Here is a 19,167-nt window from a genome sequence, read left to right on the forward strand (position 1 = left end):
CCTGATCCGACCATGAGTGATTCCCAGCGCGCCGATGCGTTGTTGGCCGAGCTGCCGCGCCAGGGGCGCGGCCGGCTCAAGGTGTTTCTCGGGGCGGCGCCGGGCGTGGGCAAGACCTACGCCATGCTCCAGGCCGCCCACGCCCGCCTGCGCCACGGCGTGCGGGTGCTGGCCGGGGTGGTGGAAACCCATGGCCGCAGCGAGACCGAGGCGCTGCTCGGGGGTATCGCCCAGCAGCCGTTGTTGCGCTCGGAGTACCGTGGCGTAACGCTCGAGGAAATGGACCTGGATGGCCTGCTCAAGGCTGTGCCCGAGCTGGCGCTGGTGGATGAACTGGCCCACAGCAATGCCCCCGGCAGCCGCCATGCCAAGCGCTGGCAGGACGTGCAGGAGCTGCTGGCGGCCGGGATCGACGTCTACACCACGGTCAACGTGCAGCATCTGGAAAGTCTCAACGACCATGTGCGCGGCATCACCGGCGTACAGGTACGCGAGACTCTGCCGGACTGGGTGCTGCAGGAAGCCTTCGAGCTGGTGCTGATCGACCTGCCGCCGCGGGAGCTGCTGGAGCGCCTGCGCGATGGCAAGGTCTATGTGCCGGAGCAGGCGCGGGCGGCGATCGATGCTTTCTTCACCCAGACCAACCTCACCGCCCTGCGCGAGCTGGCGATGCAGACGGCGGCGGCCCAGGTGGATGCCGACCTGGCCCACGGCTATCGCCGCCTCGGCCAGGACGCCCCGGCCCTGCGCGGGCGCCTGCTGGTCGGTGTGGATGGCGATGCCCAGGCCGAACGCCTGGTGCGCCATGCCAGCCGCGTGGCGCAGCGCCGCCACTTGCCATGGAGCCTGGTGCATGTGGACAACGGCAAGCTGCGCGACGAGACGGCCCGGCAGCGCCTGCAAGCGGCGCAGCAACTGGCCGAGCGCCTGGGCGGCGAGGTGGTGCTGCTGCGTGCCGGGGAAGTGGCGCGTACGCTGATCCAGCACGCTGGCGAGCGCCGTGCCAGCCTGGTGCTGGTCGGGCAGTCGCGTGATCGCCTGCGCCGACGCCTGTTCGGCGCCGGGGTCGCCACGCGCTTGCTGCGCGAATCCCATGGCCTGGAGATCAATGTCCTCGACCGTGACGAGCAGCCCGAGCCGGCGCGTGCAGTGCGTGCCGCTGACTGGGCCTGGCGCCACTACGCGCTGGCCGTGGCCGCGACCTTGCTTGCCAGCGGCCTGGCCTGGGCCGTAGCACGGGTCATGGACTTGCCGAACATCTCCCTGGTGTTCCTCGCCGCCGTGCTGCTGGTGGCGGTGCGCAGTAGCATCGGCCCGGCGCTGGCCTGCGCGGTGCTGTCGTTCCTCGCCTATGACTTCCTGTTCATTCCGCCGAACTTCTCCTTCGCCATCCAGCGTGAAGAGGATGTGCTGACCTCGCTGTTCTTCCTGTTGATGGCGGTGCTTACCGGCAATCTCGCCGCGCGGCAGCGTCGGCAATTGAAGGCCTTGCGCGAGACCCAGGAGCAGACCGGGCAACTGCTCGATCTGACCCGTCGGCTCACCGCCGCCACTGATCGCCAGGCGGTGTTCAGCGCCGCCGGCCAGCATCTGGAAAACTGGCCGCAGGTGCAGGCTTGTCTGCTTGAGCGCGATGCCGAAGGGCGCTTGCAGGTGGCCTTTGGTGGTGAACTGCAGTTCAGCGACAACGAACGCGCTGCCGCCGAATGGGCCTGGCAACACGAGCAGGAAGCGGGGCAGGGCAGCGACACCCTGCCCAACGGACGCTGGTGGTGGTGGCCGTTGTCGGTGGATGAGGGCCCGCTGGCCTTGCTGGGCGTGCGGGCCCGGTACGACGGGCAATTGCCGGCCCAGCGCCGGCGTTTGCTCAAGTCCCTGAGCCAGCCGCTGGCCCAGGCCCTGGCCCGGGCGAAACTGGCCGAGCAACTGGAGTCGGCGCGCCTGCACGGCGAAACCGAACAATTGCGCAGCGCCTTGCTCGCCTCGGTTTCCCACGACCTGCGCACTCCGCTCACCGCCATGCGCGGCAGCATCGACAGCCTGTTGGCCCTGGGCGATGCAATCCCGGCCGAGGATCGCCGTGAATTGCTGGAAGGCACCCGCGATGAAGCCGAGCGCCTCGACCGCTATATCCAGAACCTGCTGGACATGACCCGCCTTGGCCATGGCGGCCTCAAGCTGGCGCGGGACTGGGTGACCCCGGCGGATATCGTCGGCAGTGCGCTGAACCGCCTGCGGGTGGTGCTGGCGCCCTTGCAATTGCGCACCGAGGTGCCTGCCGAATTGCCGCTGCTGTATGTGCATGCGGCGCTGATCGAACAGGCGCTGATCAATGTGCTGGAGAATGCGGCGCGCTTCTCGCCGGCCGAGGGGCACCTGGAATTGCGCGTGACCGTCGAGGACGCGCAACTGTGCTTCGCCGTGGCGGACGAGGGGCCGGGCATCGCCGAGGCGGACCGCGAGCGCATCTTCGATATGTTCTACACCGCCGCCCGGGGTGATCGCGGCGGGCAGGGCACGGGGCTGGGGCTGGCGATCTGTCGCGGCATGGTCGGTGCCCATGGCGGGCATATTCGCGTCGAAGACGGCCTGGGTGGCCGCGGCACCTGCATCACTCTATGCTTGCCGCTTCCGGCCCAACCCCCACTGGACAGCGAAACCCCATGAGCCAGACCGCGACCGTGCTGGTCATCGACGACGAGCCGCAGATCCGCAAGTTCCTGCGCATCAGCCTGGCGTCCCAGGGCTACAAGGTGCTGGAGGCGGGTACCGGCGCCGAGGGCCTGCGCCATGCCGCCTTGTCGCGGCCGGACCTGGTGGTGCTCGACCTGGGCCTGCCGGACATGGATGGCCAGCAGGTACTGCGCGAGTTGCGCGAATGGAGCGCGGTGCCGGTGATGGTCTTGTCGGTGCGCGCCAGCGAAGCGCAGAAGGTCCAGGCGCTGGATGGCGGGGCCAACGACTACGTGACCAAGCCGTTCGGTATCCAGGAGTTCCTGGCGCGGGTGCGCGCGTTGTTGCGCCAGGTGCCGCAGGCCACTGCACCAGAGGCCGCATTCAGCTTCGGGCCGTTGACGGTGGACCTGGCCTACCGCCGGGTGACCCTGGACGGCGTGGAAGTGGCGCTGACCCGCAAGGAATACGCGCTGCTGGCGCAACTGGCGCGGCATCCGGGGCGGGTGATCACCCAGCAGCAGTTGCTCAAGGACATCTGGGGGCCGACCCATGTGGAGGACAGTCACTACCTGCGCATCGTGGTGGCGCATGTGCGGCAGAAGCTCGGCGACGACCCGACGGCACCGAGGTTCATTATCACCGAGCCGGGGTGGGGTATCGGTTGATCGGGCAGGATTCCCTGTGATCTTTCGGGCCCTATCGCCGCACCGCAGCGATAGGGCCAGTACTGACAGCGGAAAATCCGGCTCAGTCAGCGTTTCTCAGCCTCATGGTTATCCAGCGTATCCCGCGCAATCTCCCGGCCCAGGGCGATCAGTTCCGGCGCCTTGTAGAACTCGAAGAACCGGCACACCCGCTTCGGCACGTTGACCAGCACATCCGGCGGATACCCGGCGATCTTGTACTGCGCCAGGGACGTCTGCATCACCTCGAAACTCTGGTTGATCAAGTCCAGCAATGACGCCGGCCCCACGTTGTCGACGATGAACGAGCCGGTCGCCGACTTTGGCGCACCGTCGCTTTCCGGCGCCGCCGAAGGTTGCTGGGCCCTGGGGCTGGCAGCGTCGGCCAGCCACGGATTGGGCACCTCCACGGCCTCTGCTGCCAGTTCCTGTTCCAGTTCCTTCTCCAGCCCCAGCAACGCCTCCGCCTGCTTGCGCCGGAACGGCAGGTGCGAGCCCAGCGAGCTGATCAGGCTGTCGAAACGCAGCTTGAACGCCGCCGGCCGTTCTATCACCGGCAAGGTGTACTGCTTCTGGTTGGTGGCGTTGAGGTTGACGGCGACGATCAGGTCGCAATGGCTGGACACCACCGGGATGATCGGCAGCGGATTGAGAATGCCGCCATCGACCAGCGTGCGGTTGCCCTGGACCACCGGGGTGAACAGGCTGGGGATCGCCGCCGAGGCGCGCATGGCCTGGTGCAGGCAGCCTTCCTGGAACCAGATTTCCTGCTGGTTGGTGAGGTCGGTGGCCACCGCCGTGTAGGGAATGCGCAACTGCTCGATGTTGATCTCGCCGACGATCTTGCGGATCTGCCCGAAGACCTTTTCCCCGCGGATCGCGCCAAGGCGGAAACTCACATCCACCAGGCGCAGGACATCCAGGTAATCGAGACTTTCGATCCAGTTGCGGTATTCCTCCAGCTTGCCAGCGGCGTAGATCCCGCCGATCACCGCGCCCATGGAGCAGCCGGCGATGCAGGCGATCTCGTAGCCGCGCCGTTCGAGTTCTTCGATCACGCCGATATGCGCATACCCCGGGCACCGCCCGAGCCCAATACCAATGCCACGCGCTTCTTCATGCTGCGTCCCCCGTCATGTACGGTAACAATGCGCCTGTTCAACGCTTCGCTTCAATCACCGGCAGCGCTGGTCTACGCTGGTGATGGCACTTTTCCGTGGCAAAGCCGTCGAACAGGCCAACCTGATTGATCATTTCCCTTGAGGTAACACCCGATGAAAGCCTGGATAACCCTGCCCCTGATCGTTCTGGCCCTGGCTGGCTGCGCGGGCAAGACGGCCTATCGCGACAGTTGCGGCTCCCAGCTCGACGCCGCCTGGAAGGAACTGGACCTGGCCAAGGCCGAAGGCTTCGCCGGCACCGTCAGCTATTCCAAGGCCCTGTCGCTACTGACCGGGGCCAAGACCCAGCAACAGTTCGAAGCCTTCGAGGGATGCACCAAAAAGGCGGAAAAGGCTCGTTTCTATATTCGTGAGTCCCGTGCAGGACGCTGAGTCGTGAGGTAGGTCATGTCGAAGATGTTCGATCACGTTGTTGCCGAGGTCCTGGGCTTGCAGGTGCGCTTGATGGCGTGCCAGGCGCGTCTTGCCGAGAATACCGACAGCGAGGCGCTCCATGACCTGCGCACCACGGTGCGGCGCTTGCGCAGCCTGCTGCGGCCCCTGCGCGGGCTGCCCGGGGTCGATCATCTGGAAAACGCGGCCAAGGCCATCGGCGATATGACCACGCCGCTGCGCGACCGCGAGGTGCTGGCCGAACAGCTGTTCCAGCGCGACATGGGCGCGGCTGCGCAGCGCCGGCTCGCCGGGGAGGGCGAGGTGTTCGCCTCGGTGGCAGCCAGCCCGCAGATGTACAAGCTGCTGGCCGTGCTCGACGCTTTCCCCGGTTTCCTGCGGGCGATCGAGCGGCAGAAACTGGTGCCGGACCTTGGCAAGCGCATCGAGAAGCGCCTGGACAAACAATGGAAGAAAATCGTCGAAGCCGTGCACGAGCCGGACCATGACCGGCATCGCCTGCGCCTGCTGATCAAGCGTGCACGCTACGGCGCCGAGGCGTATCCGAAGCTGAGCCGGATCGGCAAGTCGATGCGCAGCGAACTCAAGAACGCCCAGGACGACCTCGGCCATTGGCACGACCTCCTGCAATGGCTGACCCAGGCCGAAAAGCAGGCCGACCTGGCGCCCCTGGTTGCGCAGTGGCAGGAACAACGGCAGGAGGCCGAGCGCAAGGCCGACAAGACCGTGGCGCGCCTGCTCAAGCATATCGACGAGCGATAGGCCGCTGATTTGGCAGTTATGTGGCCTGCTCGGCGTCCCGTTCTGCTCTTAAGATCGTAGGACTTTTCCGCAGGACGAGGTCCGCATGAATTTTTCCCAACTGCTCACCGCCGTCCGCCAGCGTCCGCAAGAGGTGGTGATTCCCGCCGAGTGGGCCCAGGGGCGTGCCTGTTTCGGCGGCCTGATGGCGGCGCTGGTGTACGAGGCCATGCACGCCCGGGTCTCGCCTGAGCGTCCGGTGCGTTCCCTGGCGATCACCTTCGTCGGTCCGGCCGAACCCAATGTACCCATCAGCTTCGAGGTGGAGCCGCTGCGCGAAGGCAAGGCGGTCAGTTCGCTATTGGGGCGTGCGGTCCAGAATGGCCAGACGGTGACCATCGTCCAGGGCAGCTTCGGCGCCGGGCGCAGTTCGGTGATCGACATTCCGGCGCTGCCGGCAGTGCAGATGAAGAGCCTGGCCGAGTCCAGCCCGGAAATGCCCTACATTCCAGGCGTGACCCCGGAATACATCCGCTTCCTGGCCATGCGCTGGGGAATCGGCAACATGCCGTTTACCAACAAGCCGGGGCGGCAGATGGGCGGCTGGGTGCGCTTGCGTGACGCGGTGGAGGAACCGGTGACCGAGGCCCACCTGCTGGCCCTGTGCGATGCCTGGCCGCCGGCGACCCTGCCGTACCTGAACAAGCCGGCGGCGGGCAGCACCCTGACCTGGACCATCGAATTCGTCCAGCCGGTGGCCAGCCTGAGTACCCTGGACTGGTGCCAGTACTGCGCCGATGTCGAGCATTCCCGTGATGGTTACGGACATACCGCAGCAGCGATGTGGAACGCGGCGGGCGAGTTGCTGGCGCTCAGCCGGCAGACGGTGACGGTGTTTGCCTGACGGTCAATGATGGCGGTGGCTGAACGGCTTGGGCTGTCCAGCCTCGGGGTGATGGCCTTTGCGGTAAAGGCCAACGCTCGCCATCACGAAGATCGCACCCACGGCGATCTGCCCCGGATCCAGGCTGAACAACCCCGAGAGCACCAGCAGCGCGCCAATGATGAACAGCGGGGCGGCAATAAGGTCGTGCGGTAGGTGGGTGTTCATGGGGTAACTCCTCTGACTTTTCGCTGGGGCATGTCAGAAGAGTAGTTGCGGGTTGTGGGCAGGGCCAATTGAGGGGATTGATCGGGGGGATAGCTGTGCGCTTGAGGGCCTCATCGCTGGCAAGCCAGCTCCCACAGGTCCAGCGGTGCATGCGATCCTGTGGGAGCTGGCTTGCCAGCGATGAGGGCCTGAAATTCCCTACAGCTTCAACTGCCCGATCACCTTGTTCAGCTCCCCGGCCAGGGTCGCCAGTTCACTGCTGGTGGTCGCCGACGACACCGTCTGCTGCACCGTATCCTCGGTCACATCGCGAATGCTCACCACCGCGCGGTTCATCTCTTCCGCCACCTGGCTCTGCTGCTCCGCCGCCACGGCAATCTGCGTATTGCTTTCGCGCATCTGCGCCACCGCGGCGGTGATTTCCGCCAGGGCCTCGCCGGCTTCCTGGGCCTGCTTGACGCAGTCGTCGGCCTTGAACGAACTCTCGGTCATGAACTCCACCGCGTCGCGGGTGCCGGCCTGCAGGGCCGATACCATCTCGGTGATCTCGTCGGTGGACGACTGCACGCGCTTGGCCAGGTTACGCACTTCATCGGCGACCACGGCGAAACCACGCCCCAGGTCGCCGGCCCGCGCCGCTTCGATGGCAGCGTTAAGGGCGAGCAGGTTGGTCTGCTCGGCGATGCTGTGGATCACGTTGACCACGCCATTGATCTTCTGGCTGTCCTCGGCCAGTTGGCGAATCATCTCGGCGGTCTGCTGCACGCCGCTGGACAGCCCGGCAATCGAAATCTGCACCCGGCTGACCACGTCCTTGCCGCTGCCGGCCAGGGTGTCGGCGGTCTGCGACAGGTCGCGGGTGGCGCCGGCATGCTGGGCAATGTGGTAGACGGTGGCGGACATCTCGTTGATCGCCGTGGCGGCCTGGTCGGTCTCGCTCTGCTGGCCGAGCATGCCGTGGCGCACGTCGCTCATGCTCGCTGCCAGGCGCGCGGCGCCGGAGTCCAATTGCGCGGCGGTCACCGCGACCGTATTGACCACGCGGTGGTAGGTCGTCTGCATGGCGTTGAAGGCACTGGCCATCTGGCCGACTTCGTCACCGCAGGACAGCGGCACCCGCGCCGACAGGTCGCCGGTCTTCTCGACATGCAGGATCACATCCTTGAGGGTGTTGAGCTGGGCCAGCAGGAAGCGGATCAGCAACTGCGAGGCGCAGAGCATCGCCAGCATCAGGATCAACACGCATACCGCGTAGTTGCCGAAGCGGTCGCTATAGACCTGCATGAAGCTCGGTGCCGGTGCCAGCACGGCGACCCGCTGGCCGTCGCGGCTGATCACCTGGGCCCCGGCCAGCGGCGCTTCGCCGAACACGGCGTAGGGTTCGATACTGACCCAGCCGCTGGCATCGGCCAGGGCCGCGACAGGCTGCCCCTGGTAGCTGGGCGTCTGGCCGGGTGCAAAGGCCAGGATATGCGGCGCCTGGGGCAGGGCCTGCCCGGCGGGCCAGGCGGCGAGCAACCTGGCTTCGGCTATCGCACGGTCGTGGGCTTCATCGACCCGGGCCTGCTGTTCGAGGAATACCGCGTACAACACCAGGAACAGGGTGGTGACGAAGGCGACCGCGTTGACAGCCCAGAACTTGTATTTCAGGGAGATGTTGCTAAGCCAGGCACCCATGGTAGGTCTTCTCTGAGTTAAGCGTTTGAGCGGAAAGTTTTTTGGCAAGGTGCCAGCATTCTGGGCGACTAATCAGCAATAGATCTTGATATGTGTCAAGCCAGCTCCGGGAGGTTGAAGAAGCGTCGGGCACACAGGGTTGTATGTGCTGCGAGATGGGCCTCGGACTCGCCGCGGTGCCGGGCCACTTCGCGCAGTACCTCCGGCAGGTATGCCGGCTCGTTGCGACCGTTCTTCGGTTTTGGCCGCAGGCTGCGCGGCAGCAGGTAGGGCGCGTCGCTTTCCAGCATCAGCCGGCCTTCGGGGATGTTGCCGACCAGGGCGTGCAGGTGGGTGCCGCGACGCTCGTCGCAGATCCAGCCGGTAATGCCGATGTGCAGGTCCAGGTCCAGATAGGCGAACAGCGCCTCGCGCTCGCCGGTGAAACAATGCACAACGGCGGCGACGAGGTGGTCCCGGTAGTCCTTGAGGATCTGCAGCAGGCGCTCGCTGGCGTCGCGCTCGTGGAGGAAAACCGGCATCTGCAACTCCACGGCCAGGGCCAGCTGGTCTTCCAGGGCCTTTTCCTGTTGCGGGCGGGGCGAGAAATCGCGATTGAAGTCCAGCCCGCATTCACCCACCGCCTGTACCCGTGCCTGCTCCAGCAACTGGCGCAACCGGCGCGGGCTTTCTGCGTTCCATTGGCTGGCGTCGTGCGGGTGCACGCCGGCGGTGGAGAACAGGCGCTGGCCATCGGTGTCGAGGCGCTGGCACAGCTCCAGCGCCTCGCTGCTGCCGGCCAGGCTGGTACCGGTCAGCAGCATCTGCCGCACCCCGGCGGCCTCGGCGCGCTCCAGTACATCCTGGTGAATCCCGGCAAAACTGGCGTTGGTGAGATTGACGCCGATGTCGATGAGTTGCATGGTGCTACCTCGAATTTCGCGGCTGATACGCGCTGAAAGGCTCGAAAATAACAACAAACACAAGAACTTCAACAGGTTGTCGTGGTCATTTGCGGTCAATTGTCATAAGCCCGCTGCATAGTGTGCCGCCACGCATGCCATCACGGCCTGTTCCTGGAGTCCGGATGTCCCGAGCTTTGCTGATGATCCTGCTGTTCGCCGGGCTGCTCGTTGCAGGGCCGGCAAGCGCGCGGGTGGCCGGTCCGCCCCAGGTGGCTGGCACTGGAAACAAGGATCGCGACCTGGCGCAGATCCGCGCCAGCCGGGAACTGCGGGTGCTGGTCAACCAGAGCCGCAACAGCTCCGGCGAGGTCAAGGGCCAGCCGTACGGCATCGAGTATTACCGCCTGCGTGCTTTCGAGCACTACCTGAACGCCCGCGCCCGTGATGGCCAGGAGATCCGCCTGAAGCTGATCCCCAAGGCCAAGGAGCAACTGGTCCCTGCCTTGCAGCGTGGCGAGGGCGACCTGGTGGCGCCGGGTGAGCTGCTCGATCCGGTTTCCACGCGGGGCGTGAGTGCCAGCGACCCGGTGCTGGCCCAGGTGCCGCTGGTGCTGGTAGGGCGCAGGGGCGAGCGCGGCTACAGCCGGATCGAGCAGCTATCCGGACATACCCTGGCCTTGCCGGCCGGCAGTGCCGCCGGCGATACCCTGCATGAGATCAACCAGCGCCTGGCCTTGCGCAAGCACGCGCCGACCAGGATCGAGTGGGTCGACCCGAGCCTGGCGACGGAGGACGTACTGGAGATGGTTCAGGGTGGCATCCTGCCGCTGACGGTGGTCGAGCAGCCTATCGCCGAGCGCTGGCGCAAGGTCATGCCCAAGCTGCAGATCAACAGCAGGATCAGCCTGGCTGCGCCGGAATCGACGCACTGGTTCATGCGCCGCGAGGCGGTGATGCTGCATGCCAGCGTCGACCGTTTTCTCCAGGACTACCGCGCGCCAGCCGACCAGGATGTGAATTTCGAGCGCATCTACCGGCGCCTGTACAAGGTGCATTACCCGCTGGCCAAGGCCAATCGCCAGCGCCTCGACAAATTGCGCCCGGTGCTGCAAAAGCACGCCGAGGCGCAGAACCTCGACTGGCTCAATCTTGCCGCCGTGGCCTTCAAGGAGTCCTCGCTCAATCCCGGCGCCCGCGGTGCCGGCGGTGCCCACGGCCTGATGCAGATCACCCCGAGCGCAGCGCAGCGCGTGGGCGTCAGCGATATCAGCAGCGTGGAGGGCAATGTCCAGGCCAGTGCGCGCTACATGTCGCTGATCCGCCGCAAGTTCTTTTCCAGCAACCAGCTTAACGAGCGCGAGCGCATGGCCTTCGTCCTGGCCGCCTATAACCTCGGGCCGGAGCGGGTCCAGGCGATGCGCGCCGAGGCCCGGCGGCGCGGCCTGAACCAGAACCAATGGTTCTTCCAGGTCGAGCGGGTTGCCCTGGAGCAGGTGGGAATGGGGCCGGTCAGCTATGTTAATAGCGTCAACAAGTACTTCCTGGCCTTCGACCGGGAGCGGGAGGCGCTGGAGTCCTCCCGGAACGACAAGGTGAAAGGTCGCAAATAATCTATTTGTTCGATCTTTATGATGGATTAATTGCGATTTTCATATTGAATAATATGATTATTATGGCGCCATCCAAACCCAACGCACCTTGCTAAGGAACACCGCAATGAACGCCATCTTCTCCGTAATGACCACCCGCGCTGGCTGGGGCATGACCGTCCTGCGCATCATCGTCGGCATCATCTTCATGGCCCACGGCTCGCAGAAACTCTTCGGTCTGTTCGGCGGGGGCGGCCTGGCGGGTACCGCGCAGTTCATGGAAAGCCTGGGCCTGACGCCGGCGATGCCGATGGCGGTGCTGTCCGGTGGCGCGGAATTCTTCGGCGGCCTGGCGCTGGTCATCGGTTTGCTGGCGCGGCCGGCGGCGGTGGCACTGATCGGTCTGCTGGTGGTGGCGATCCTGTCGGTGCACATCAACAACGGGCTGTTCATGTCCAACAACGGCTACGAATTCGCCCTGGCCCTGCTGGGCGGCGCAATTGCGGTGCTGTTCGAGGGGGCTGGCCGGGCCTCGCTGGACGCGGCGATTGCAAAAAGCTGAAGTCAACGAAAAGGGCCTGCCATGCAGGCCCTTTGTCATTGCTTGAGTTGACAGTCCGCTGGCGGCTTCTCTAGGATGCCCACCTGCGCCGATTTAAACAGCTACTTGCGGGGCGCGGGAGAGCCCCAAAGGTGATCCGAATACCGCTAAAACGCTGGTTCGGTGATGCCTCCCACCGCAGCCCAGCGGGATCTGCGAGGCGGAGAATATGACTCCATGAGTTGCCCACGTTCCAGTGTCTGCCTGACCCCTCTTTCTTCCAGCCAGTCGGCGCGTACCCCACGGGTGCTGCTGAGTGGCCCGCACCAACCGACCCTGGTTCGCTTCCTCGATGGCTGGCCGCGCCGCAAGGGCCGCGCTACGGCCTTGTTGATTCAGTTCGTCGATCTTGAAATGTCGTTGGCCGAGTTTGCCGATGACCGCTTTGATCTGGCTGTCGTACAGGCACCAAGCAAGGAGCGGGCGGCTGAGGTGATCGGGCAATTGACCCGGATTGCGCGGCAGGGGTTGATTACCCGGGGCTGAAATCTTCTTTGCTCTTCAGGGCCCTATCGCTGGCAAGCCAGCTCCCACAGGTATCGAGTGCACCGCCACACCTGTGGGAGCTGGCTTGCCAGCGATAGGGCCCGAAAGGTCAACGCGGATAACTGATGCTGTTCACATACCACACCGCCTCACCCCCCGGCGTCTGCACCACCACCTCGTCATCCTTCTCTTTCTTCAGCAGCGCCCGGGCCATGGGCGAGTCCACCGAGATGTAGTCGTTGCGCCCGTAGATCTCGTCATAGCCGACGATGCGGAACTTCATCACCTCGCCATCCTCGTTCTCGATCTCCACCCAGGCGCCGAAGAATACCCGGCCTTCCTGCTCGGGGCCGTAATCCACCACCTTCACGTCTTCCAGGCGCTTGCGCAGGTAACGCACGCGGCGGTCTATCTCGCGCAGGAGCTTCTTGTTGTACTGGTAGTCGGCGTTTTCGCTGCGGTCGCCCAGGGAGGCGGCCCAGGCGACTTTCTGGGTGATTTCCGGGCGGTATACGCGCCACAGGTGATCCAGCTCGGCCTTGAGCGCTTCGTGACCTTCGCGGGTGATGATGTTGGTAGCCAATGCCGTCTCCTGGGCGGGCGTTACGTCAGGGGCGAAGAGTACCCGGCGAGCCGGCGGCGGTACAGGTCGCCGGCTCGCCGTGTTCAGCCTTCGCGCAGCACCGCCAGCGGGCTGGCGTTGAGGGCGCGGCGGGTACCGACCACGCCGGCCCCGCCCACCAGCAGCGCACCCACCAGCGGCAACAGCAGCAGCGAAGGATGCGGGTTCCATTGCAGGTCGAAGGCGTAGCGGTAAAGCACCCAGGTAATCATCTCGCAACCGATGGCGGCGAGCAGGCCGCTGGCGGCGCCGAGCAGGCCGAACTCGATGCGCCGCGCCTTGACCAGCAACGCCCGCCCGGCCCCAGGGCGCGGAGCAGGGCGCCCTGGCGGATACGTTCGTCGAGGGTCGCCTGCAAGCCGGCGAACAGTACCGCCAGCCCGGCCGCCAGGACGAACAGCAGCACGTACTGCACCGCCAGGGTGACCTGGGCGAGGATGCTGCGCAGTTGTTCGAGGAGGGCGTCCACCGGAAGGATGGTCGCTGCCGGGAAGGCCCGCGACAGTGCGACGATCTGCTGGTCGTTGCCCGGCGCCAGGTAGAAGCTGGTCAGCCAGGTGGCCGGCAAGCCCTGCAGGGTGCCGGGCTGGAAGATCATGTAGAAGTTGGGCCGGAAGGTATCCCAGTTCACCTCGCGCAGGCTGCTGACCACGGCCTCGCGTGTTTCCCCGCCGATGACGAAGGTCAGGCGGTCGCCCAGCTTGAGCTTGAGGCTTTCCGCCAGTTTGGCTTCCACCGAGACCCCGGGAACGACGTCCGCTTGCGGCTGGCCTTGCCACCACTGGCCGGCGCTGAGGGTGTTGTCGTCCGGCAGTTCGGCGGCCCAGGTCAGGCTGAGGTCGCGTTGCACGGCGCGGTCGCCTGCCGAGTCCTTGCTGACGATCTGCTGCACCGCTTCGCCGTTGATCTGGGTCAGGCGCCCCGGCACTACCGGGTACAGCGGCGCGGCATGGCTGGAGAAACCGGCCAGTTCCTTGCTGAAGGCGGCCTTGTCGTCTTCGAGGATGTTCAGCGCGAAATAGTTGGGCGCATCGGCCGGCAGCTGGTTGTGCCAGGTATCCAGCAACTCGACGCGCAACAGGGTGATCAGGCCCATCGCCAGGAGGATCAGACTGAAGGCCAGGGACTGCCCGGCGGCGGCCAGCGGATGGCGCAACAGTTGGCCGAGGCCCAGGCGCCATGCCAGTGGTGCGCCGGCCAGCAGGCGCCGCAGGCTGCGCAGGCCGAGCAGCAGCAGGCCGCCCAGCAGCAGCGCGGCGATCAGGCCGCCGCCGAGCAGGGCGAAGGTCAGCAGCAGGTCGAGGCTCAGGCGCCACATGATCAGGCCGAGGGCAAGGATTGCTGCGCCATACACTAGCCAACTGCTGGGCGGTACCGGCAGCAGGTCGCGGCGCAGCACCCGCAGGGGTGGCACCCGACCCAGTGCAGCCAGCGGTGGCAGGGCGAAGCCGGCCAGGGCTACCAGGCCGGTGGCGATGCCGGCCAGCGCCGGGACCACGCCACCCTCGGGAATGTCCGCCGGCAGCAGGCCGTCGAGCAGGGCGAACAGGCCCAGTTGCGCCAGCCAGCCCAGCAGGGCGCCGGCCAGCGCGGCAAGGCTGCCGAGAATTGCCAGTTGCAGGCAGAACAGGGTCAGCGCCTGGCGCCGTGACAGGCCCAGGCAGCGCAGCAGGGCGCTGGCATCGAAGCGGCGCACGGCAAAGCGGCTGGCCGACAATGCCACCGCCACGCCGGCCAGCAAGACCGCCACCAGGCTGGCCATGTTGAGGTAGCGCTCGGCCTTGCCCAAGGCACCGCCGATCTGCTGGTTGCCGTCGCGGGCATCACGGATGCGCTGGTTGGGCGCGAGGTTACCGTCGAGGAACTGGCGGTAGTCGGCCAGCACCAGGGCGTCGCCGCGCCACAGCTCGCGGTAGGTCACCCGGCTGCCGGGCTGGACCACGCCGGTGGCGTCGAGGTCGGCGAGGTTGATCATCACCCGCGGGGTGAGGCTGTAGAAATTGCCGGCGCGGTCCGGTTCGTAGGTCAGCACCCGGCTCAGACGCAGGGTCTTCATGCCGACGTCGATGCTGTCGCCGATCTTCAGGTCGAGCGCGGCCAGCAGGCGCGGTTCGACCCAGGCTTCGCCCGGCGCTGGGCCGCCACCGGCGGTTTCCTTGCCAAAGGGCTCTGGCGCGCTGCGCAGTTCGCCGCGCAGCGGATAGGCCGCGTTGGCCGCCTTGACGCTGGACAGCTGGATGCCGTTGTCGGTGGCGATCACGCTGGAGAATTCGACCACTGTCGCGTGGGCCAGGCCAAGGCGGGTGCCGCGCTCGATCTGCTCGTCACTGGCCGGGGAACTGCCCTGCAGGACCAGGTCGGCGCCGAGGAACTCGGTGGCGCGCAGGAGCATGGCGCCGTTCAGGCGCGCACCGAAGTAGCCGATGGCGGTGCTTGCCGCCACGGCGATCAGCAGGCCGAAGAACAGCACCCGCAGCTCGCCGGCACGGGCATCGCGAAGCAACTGGCGTACGGCCAGGGCGAACAGGCGAAACAGGGACAGGTGTGCCATCTAGGGCTCCATCGGGCTGACCATATGGCCCGCCTCCAGGCGAATCTGCCGATGGCAGCGGCGGGCCAGGCGTTCGTCATGGGTGACCAGGACCAGGGTAGTGCCGCGTTCCTTGTTCAACTCGAACAGCAGGTCGCTGATGCGCTCGCCGGTATGGCTGTCCAGGTTGCCGGTGGGTTCGTCGGCGAACAGCACGTCCGGTTCGGCGGCGAAGGCGCGGGCGATGGCGACCCGCTGTTGCTCGCCACCGGACAATTGGCGTGGCGAGTGGCTCAGGCGCTTGCCCAGGCCGACCCGCTCCAGCAGGGTCCGTGCGTGTTCGCGGGCGTCGCGGCGGCCGTCCAGTTCCAGTGGCAGCATGACGTTTTCCAGGGCGTTGAGGCTGTCGAGCAACTGGAACGACTGGAAAACGAAGCCCACATGTTCGGCGCGCACCCTGGCGCGCTGGTCTTCGTCCAGTGGCCCGAGGTCGTGGCCGGCCAGGGTCACCGAGCCGGCGCTGGGCTGGTCGAGACCAGCGAGCAGGCCGAGCAGGGTGGATTTGCCGGAACCCGAGGCGCCGACGATGGCCAAACTATCGCCTTGCGTCAGTTCCAGGGACAGTTCCTGAAGGATGGTGAGGTTGCCTTCCGCGCTGGGAACCACTTTGCTAAGGTTCCGCGCAATGAGAATGCTGGGGCCCATGGAGAATCCGATGCGAGTGTGGTTATTGAGTGCTGGTCTGGCCTTGTTGTGCATGGCGCAGAACGCAGCGGCGGGTACGGTGTTGATCGTCGGCGATAGTATCAGCGCCGCTTTTGGCCTGGATACCCGTCAGGGGTGGGTCGCGCTGCTGGAAAAGCGGCTCAAGGACGAGGGTTTCGACGACAAGGTAATCAATGCCTCGATCAGCGGTGACACCAGTGCGGGCGGCCAGGCGCGGCTGCCCGCGCTGCTTTCGGCGCACAAGCCGAGCCTGGTGGTGCTGGAACTGGGCGGTAACGACGGGCTGCGTGGGCAGCTTCCTGCGCAATTGCAACAAAATCTTGCCTCGATGATCGACAAGTCCCGGGCAGCCGGGGCCAAGGTGCTCCTGCTCGGCATGCAACTGCCACCGAACTATGGCGCGCGCTATACCAAAGCCTTCGCTCAGGTCTATTCCGATCTCGCCGTACAGAAAAACGTTCCATTGGTGCCGTTTTTCCTCGAAGGAGTGGGCGGGCATCCCGAGCTGATGCAGGCCGACGGCATCCATCCGGCGCAAGGGGCCCAGGGCCGCCTGCTGGAAAATGCCTGGCCAGCGATCAAACCGCTGCTGTGACGCTTTTATAGTGACCGGCTTTCGGCTAATGTTGCGCCCCCGATTTGGAGCCCCCGATGTCGCGTCCCGCCTGGTCCCTGTATGCCTATCAATTGATCGAGCCCGACGAACAGCTTGACCTGTTCGCCTGCCAGGAGATCCGCGTGCACCTGGTGGCCCGTCAGCTGGAACTGGGCGGCTCGGCGGATCGTACCTTGTGCGGCACCTTGCTGCCGGCGCAGCCGCGCTGGTCCGGGGTGCCCAGCACGGTCTACCGTGACCGCCGCCTCTGCCCGCTGTGCAAGGCGATCCTGGAGGCCCAGCGTAAAGGCACGCGGCCGGTCTGGCCGGAGCTCTGAAGGACGCTACCCATCCGGCGCCCCCGTATGCCGAAAAATCCTACGGCGGTGTACAATCGCGTCCTTGACTCCCGAATTGTTCGAAGGATTTCCCGGATGTTGCCGCGCTTTCCCGCCGTCACCCGTTGCCTGTCCCTGGCTGCCTTGCTGGCGGCCGGTCCCGTTTCCGCGCTGGAGTTTCCCCTGCCACCGCCAGGCGAAGACATCATCGGTCAGGTCCAGGTGATCAAGGCCAAGTACGAAGACACCTTTGCCGATATCGGTACCGCCGGTGACCTCGGCTACCTGGAAATGGTCGCGGCCAACCCGGGTGTCGACCCGTGGCTGCCGGGTGCCGGTACCGAAATCATCCTGCCGACCCGTTTCATCCTGCCGCCGGGCCCGCGCGAAGGCATCGTCATCAACCTCGCCGAGTACCGTATGTACTACTACCCGAAAGGCGAGAATGTGGTGCATACCTACCCGTTGGGTATCGGCCGGGAGGGTTGGGGGTCGCCGATCGCTCAGACCAAAGTCACCGCCAAGACGCCGAATCCGACCTGGACCCCGCCGGCCTCGATCAAGGCCGAGCACGCCGCCGACGGTGATCCGCTGCCGAACGTGGTTCCGGCTGGGCCGGACAACCCGCTGGGGCCGTTCAAGTTCACCCTGGGGGTACCGGGCTACCTGATCCACGGTTCGAACAAGAAATTCGGCATCGGCATGCGCACCAGCCACGGCTGCTTCCGCATGTTCAACAATAACGTGCTGGAACTGGCGAAGATGGCGCCGGTTGGCACGCCGGTGCGGATCATCAACGAGCCGTACAAGTTCGGCATGAGTGGTGGCAAGGTCTATCTCGAAGCGCACACCCCGCTGGACGACAAGGGCGATCCGTCGGTGGTGGACAAGCACACGGCAGTGATCAATGCGCTGCTCAAGCGTGAAGACCTGGCGAAGAACGTGCAGATGAACTGGGACATGGTGCGTGACGTCGTGGCTGCCGAAGATGGCATGCCGGTTGAGATCGCGGTCCCGACCGCGCCGGATGGCAACATGCCAATCATCTCGAGCAATCCATACCAGCAGCAGTAAGCTTTAAGCTTCAAGCTGTAAGAGAGGGCAGTCCGGGAAGGGCTGCTCTTTTTGTTTGAGTTGACGAAAGCGTCCGGGGCTATCAGGCCGCTTGTTCTTTTGGCTTGCAGCTTGCGGCTTGCAGCTGAAAACCGGGGCAATAAAAAAGCCGGCCCACAAGTGGGCCGGCTTCAAATAACAATCCCAAGGGATTATTACTTGCGGCTGGCTTTTTCCAGCATACGCAGAGCGCGCTCGTTAGCTTCGTCAGCGGTTTGCTGAGCTTTCTGAGCGGCAGCCAGAGCGTCGTCGGCTTTGCGATACGCTTCGTCAGCACGAGCTTGTGCACGAGCTGCTGCGTCTTCGGTAGCAGTCAGACGAGCTTCGGTTTCTTTGGATACGCTGCTGCAACCGGTAGCCAGAACTGCGGCCAGAGCCAGAGCAGAGAATTTCAGAACGTTGTTCATCGTGTTCCCTTCAAGGACTTTCTATTAAATAGCCATCTCTCAACGAAGAGAAACTGGCCGGCGTACATAGTACCCATTACTTGTAGTAAGTAAACTGACAGAGCGCAAGAATTGGAAAAAAATTGTCTTGCCAAACGGCTTGACCCGAGACTGCGCGAAAATCGTGCAGTGTCCTTGTTGGTCAGTGTAAGACGTTCTTGTAAAAGTAGTTTTTTTGAACTAACGGTGACTTTTAGTGTCATCTTGCGTCATAACAAACGGATCATCCGGTTTGCAGTTCAGGACGCTGTCGCCGCGCTTTACGCGTGCTGTGCCGCGTGGAAAATTTTCCGACCTGTACCTTGAGCATCCGGGCAGCGGGCGCCTACTATTTGTAGGGTGCCCGGCCTGCAAAACGAGCAGGCCCTTGTGCTGTCCAAGGGGCATGGGGTGGCGTAGAGGTTCCTTCGCCGGACAAACATCGGTTAAGGTCGGGTTCTGTGACAAGACCCGCGAGGAGTAGTGATGAGCGAGGCGTTGACCATCCACCATGACCAGGCCGGTCATCAATTCGAGACCAACGTGGACGGTCATCGTGCCTACCTGACCTACATGGACCTGGGCAAGCAGACCCTGGATATCTACCGCACGTTCGTGCCCAACGCCCTGCGCGGTCGTGGCATTGCGGCGGCACTCACCGAGCGGGCGCTGGCCTACGCCGAAGAGCGCGGTTACACCGTGATCCCGTCCTGCTCTTATGTCGAGCGCTACATGGAGCGGCACCAGAAGTATTCGTCGAAGGCCTGACGGCCTCCCTATTCCGCATACGAAAACG

General features: G+C 65.0%; 17 protein-coding genes and 3 pseudogenes. 12 read left to right on the plus strand and 8 right to left on the minus strand.

Annotated elements, in window-relative coordinates; translation table 11 throughout:
- Positions 1-12 precede the first annotated feature (12 nt).
- Positions 13-2,667 (plus strand): DUF4118 domain-containing protein, encoded by a 2,655-nt coding sequence (locus tag CSV86_RS05700; RefSeq protein WP_009394452.1) that lies wholly within the window; start codon positions 13-15, stop codon positions 2,665-2,667.
- Positions 2,664-3,361, plus strand: a pseudogene (locus CSV86_RS05705) (response regulator). The gene CSV86_RS05700 and the pseudogene CSV86_RS05705 overlap by 4 nt, the downstream one beginning before the upstream one ends.
- Positions 3,362-3,427: 66 nt before the next feature.
- On the opposite strand, the pseudogene CSV86_RS05710 reads toward CSV86_RS05705, so the two are convergent.
- Positions 3,428-4,479: pseudogene (locus CSV86_RS05710) on the minus strand (patatin-like phospholipase family protein).
- 154 nt (positions 4,480-4,633) lie between these two features.
- Between CSV86_RS05710 and CSV86_RS05715 the strand changes: the two are divergent.
- The 3 genes from CSV86_RS05715 (at position 4,634) to CSV86_RS05725 (ending at position 6,578) form a co-directional block, all read left to right on the plus strand.
- Entirely contained in the window at positions 4,634-4,912 is a 279-nt protein-coding gene (locus CSV86_RS05715) for a hypothetical protein (RefSeq protein WP_009394459.1), read from the plus strand.
- 15 nt (positions 4,913-4,927) lie between these two features.
- Complete coding sequence (locus CSV86_RS05720; RefSeq protein ID WP_009394461.1) at positions 4,928-5,695, plus strand: CHAD domain-containing protein; 768 nt, start codon at positions 4,928-4,930, stop codon at positions 5,693-5,695.
- A gap of 85 nt (positions 5,696-5,780) precedes the next feature.
- Positions 5,781-6,578: an acyl-CoA thioesterase gene (locus CSV86_RS05725; RefSeq protein ID WP_009394463.1), complete on the plus strand. Its 798-nt coding sequence runs from the start codon at positions 5,781-5,783 to the stop codon at positions 6,576-6,578.
- 3 nt (positions 6,579-6,581) lie between these two features.
- Here CSV86_RS05725 and CSV86_RS05730 read toward each other — a convergent pair whose 3' ends face one another.
- From CSV86_RS05730 to CSV86_RS05740, 3 genes are all read right to left on the minus strand, one after another.
- On the minus strand, positions 6,582-6,785 hold the full coding sequence (locus tag CSV86_RS05730) for a hypothetical protein (RefSeq protein ID WP_009394465.1): 204 nt from the start codon (positions 6,783-6,785) through the stop codon (positions 6,582-6,584).
- Between the two features lie 198 nt (positions 6,786-6,983).
- Positions 6,984-8,462 carry a methyl-accepting chemotaxis protein gene (locus CSV86_RS05735; RefSeq protein ID WP_009394466.1) on the minus strand — a complete coding sequence of 493 codons (1,479 nt, stop codon included), beginning with the start codon at positions 8,460-8,462 and terminating at the stop codon, positions 6,984-6,986.
- Between the two features lie 95 nt (positions 8,463-8,557).
- Complete coding sequence (locus CSV86_RS05740) at positions 8,558-9,364, minus strand: TatD family hydrolase (RefSeq protein WP_009394467.1); 807 nt, start codon at positions 9,362-9,364, stop codon at positions 8,558-8,560.
- A gap of 164 nt (positions 9,365-9,528) precedes the next feature.
- Here CSV86_RS05740 and CSV86_RS05745 point away from each other — a divergent pair, with 164 nt between their 5' ends.
- The 3 genes from CSV86_RS05745 (at position 9,529) to CSV86_RS05755 (ending at position 12,022) form a co-directional block, all read left to right on the plus strand.
- Positions 9,529-10,956 (plus strand): MltF family protein, encoded by a 1,428-nt coding sequence (locus CSV86_RS05745; protein WP_009394468.1) that lies wholly within the window; start codon positions 9,529-9,531, stop codon positions 10,954-10,956.
- Positions 10,957-11,062: 106 nt separating this feature from the next.
- Complete coding sequence (locus tag CSV86_RS05750; RefSeq protein ID WP_009394470.1) at positions 11,063-11,497, plus strand: DoxX family protein; 435 nt, start codon at positions 11,063-11,065, stop codon at positions 11,495-11,497.
- Positions 11,498-11,713: 216 nt separating this feature from the next.
- Positions 11,714-12,022, plus strand: coding sequence for a hypothetical protein (locus tag CSV86_RS05755; protein WP_009394472.1), 309 nt, complete (start codon positions 11,714-11,716; stop codon positions 12,020-12,022).
- A 109-nt stretch (positions 12,023-12,131) separates the two neighbouring features.
- Here the strand turns inward: CSV86_RS05755 and greB are convergent, their stop codons facing one another.
- The 3 genes and pseudogenes from greB to CSV86_RS05770 all read right to left on the minus strand — a co-directional run bounded on the left by greB (position 12,132) and on the right by CSV86_RS05770 (position 15,879).
- Positions 12,132-12,605 (minus strand): transcription elongation factor GreB, encoded by a 474-nt coding sequence (greB, locus tag CSV86_RS05760; RefSeq protein ID WP_009394475.1) that lies wholly within the window; start codon positions 12,603-12,605, stop codon positions 12,132-12,134.
- Between the two features lie 83 nt (positions 12,606-12,688).
- Positions 12,689-15,195: pseudogene (locus CSV86_RS05765) on the minus strand (ABC transporter permease).
- Positions 15,196-15,879, minus strand: a complete 684-nt coding sequence (locus tag CSV86_RS05770; protein ID WP_009394479.1) for an ABC transporter ATP-binding protein — start codon at positions 15,877-15,879, stop codon at positions 15,196-15,198.
- Positions 15,880-15,889: 10 nt separating this feature from the next.
- Here CSV86_RS05770 and CSV86_RS05775 point away from each other — a divergent pair, with 10 nt between their 5' ends.
- From CSV86_RS05775 to CSV86_RS05785, 3 genes are all read left to right on the plus strand, one after another.
- Complete coding sequence (locus CSV86_RS05775) at positions 15,890-16,495, plus strand: arylesterase (RefSeq protein ID WP_009394480.1); 606 nt, start codon at positions 15,890-15,892, stop codon at positions 16,493-16,495.
- A gap of 56 nt (positions 16,496-16,551) precedes the next feature.
- The gene (locus CSV86_RS05780) at positions 16,552-16,833 is read left to right on the plus strand and encodes a hypothetical protein (protein ID WP_009394482.1); all 282 of its coding nucleotides are present in this window, start codon (positions 16,552-16,554) and stop codon (positions 16,831-16,833) included.
- A gap of 96 nt (positions 16,834-16,929) precedes the next feature.
- Positions 16,930-17,907: a L,D-transpeptidase family protein gene (locus CSV86_RS05785; protein WP_009394483.1), complete on the plus strand. Its 978-nt coding sequence runs from the start codon at positions 16,930-16,932 to the stop codon at positions 17,905-17,907.
- 194 nt (positions 17,908-18,101) lie between these two features.
- On the opposite strand, the gene CSV86_RS05790 is transcribed toward CSV86_RS05785, so the two are convergent.
- Entirely contained in the window at positions 18,102-18,353 is a 252-nt protein-coding gene (locus CSV86_RS05790) for an outer membrane lipoprotein OprI (protein ID WP_037058464.1), read from the minus strand.
- 504 nt (positions 18,354-18,857) lie between these two features.
- Here CSV86_RS05790 and CSV86_RS05795 point away from each other — a divergent pair.
- A complete protein-coding gene (locus CSV86_RS05795) occupies positions 18,858-19,139 on the plus strand; it encodes a GNAT family N-acetyltransferase (RefSeq protein ID WP_009394487.1) in 282 nt (93 codons plus the stop codon).
- Positions 19,140-19,167: the final 28 nt, after the last annotated feature.

Origin of the sequence: Pseudomonas bharatica CSV86 (assembly GCF_000319305.2) — a bacterium.
Classification (GTDB): Bacteria; Pseudomonadota; Gammaproteobacteria; order Pseudomonadales; family Pseudomonadaceae; genus Aquipseudomonas; species Aquipseudomonas bharatica.

Coding starts and splice junctions, on each gene's coding strand:
- CSV86_RS05700 (WP_009394452.1), top strand. CDS start 13: ATGAGTGATTCCCAGCGCGCCGATGCGTTGTTGGCCGAGCTGCCGCGC.
- CSV86_RS05715 (WP_009394459.1), top strand. CDS start 4,634: ATGAAAGCCTGGATAACCCTGCCCCTGATCGTTCTGGCCCTGGCTGGC.
- CSV86_RS05720 (WP_009394461.1), top strand. CDS start 4,928: ATGTCGAAGATGTTCGATCACGTTGTTGCCGAGGTCCTGGGCTTGCAG.
- CSV86_RS05725 (WP_009394463.1), top strand. CDS start 5,781: ATGAATTTTTCCCAACTGCTCACCGCCGTCCGCCAGCGTCCGCAAGAG.
- CSV86_RS05730 (WP_009394465.1), bottom strand. CDS start 6,785: ATGAACACCCACCTACCGCACGACCTTATTGCCGCCCCGCTGTTCATC.
- CSV86_RS05735 (WP_009394466.1), bottom strand. CDS start 8,462: ATGGGTGCCTGGCTTAGCAACATCTCCCTGAAATACAAGTTCTGGGCT.
- CSV86_RS05740 (WP_009394467.1), bottom strand. CDS start 9,364: ATGCAACTCATCGACATCGGCGTCAATCTCACCAACGCCAGTTTTGCC.
- CSV86_RS05745 (WP_009394468.1), top strand. CDS start 9,529: ATGTCCCGAGCTTTGCTGATGATCCTGCTGTTCGCCGGGCTGCTCGTT.
- CSV86_RS05750 (WP_009394470.1), top strand. CDS start 11,063: ATGAACGCCATCTTCTCCGTAATGACCACCCGCGCTGGCTGGGGCATG.
- CSV86_RS05755 (WP_009394472.1), top strand. CDS start 11,714: ATGAGTTGCCCACGTTCCAGTGTCTGCCTGACCCCTCTTTCTTCCAGC.
- CSV86_RS05770 (WP_009394479.1), bottom strand. CDS start 15,879: ATGGGCCCCAGCATTCTCATTGCGCGGAACCTTAGCAAAGTGGTTCCC.
- CSV86_RS05775 (WP_009394480.1), top strand. CDS start 15,890: ATGCGAGTGTGGTTATTGAGTGCTGGTCTGGCCTTGTTGTGCATGGCG.
- CSV86_RS05780 (WP_009394482.1), top strand. CDS start 16,552: ATGTCGCGTCCCGCCTGGTCCCTGTATGCCTATCAATTGATCGAGCCC.
- CSV86_RS05785 (WP_009394483.1), top strand. CDS start 16,930: ATGTTGCCGCGCTTTCCCGCCGTCACCCGTTGCCTGTCCCTGGCTGCC.
- CSV86_RS05790 (WP_037058464.1), bottom strand. CDS start 18,353: ATGAACAACGTTCTGAAATTCTCTGCTCTGGCTCTGGCCGCAGTTCTG.
- CSV86_RS05795 (WP_009394487.1), top strand. CDS start 18,858: ATGAGCGAGGCGTTGACCATCCACCATGACCAGGCCGGTCATCAATTC.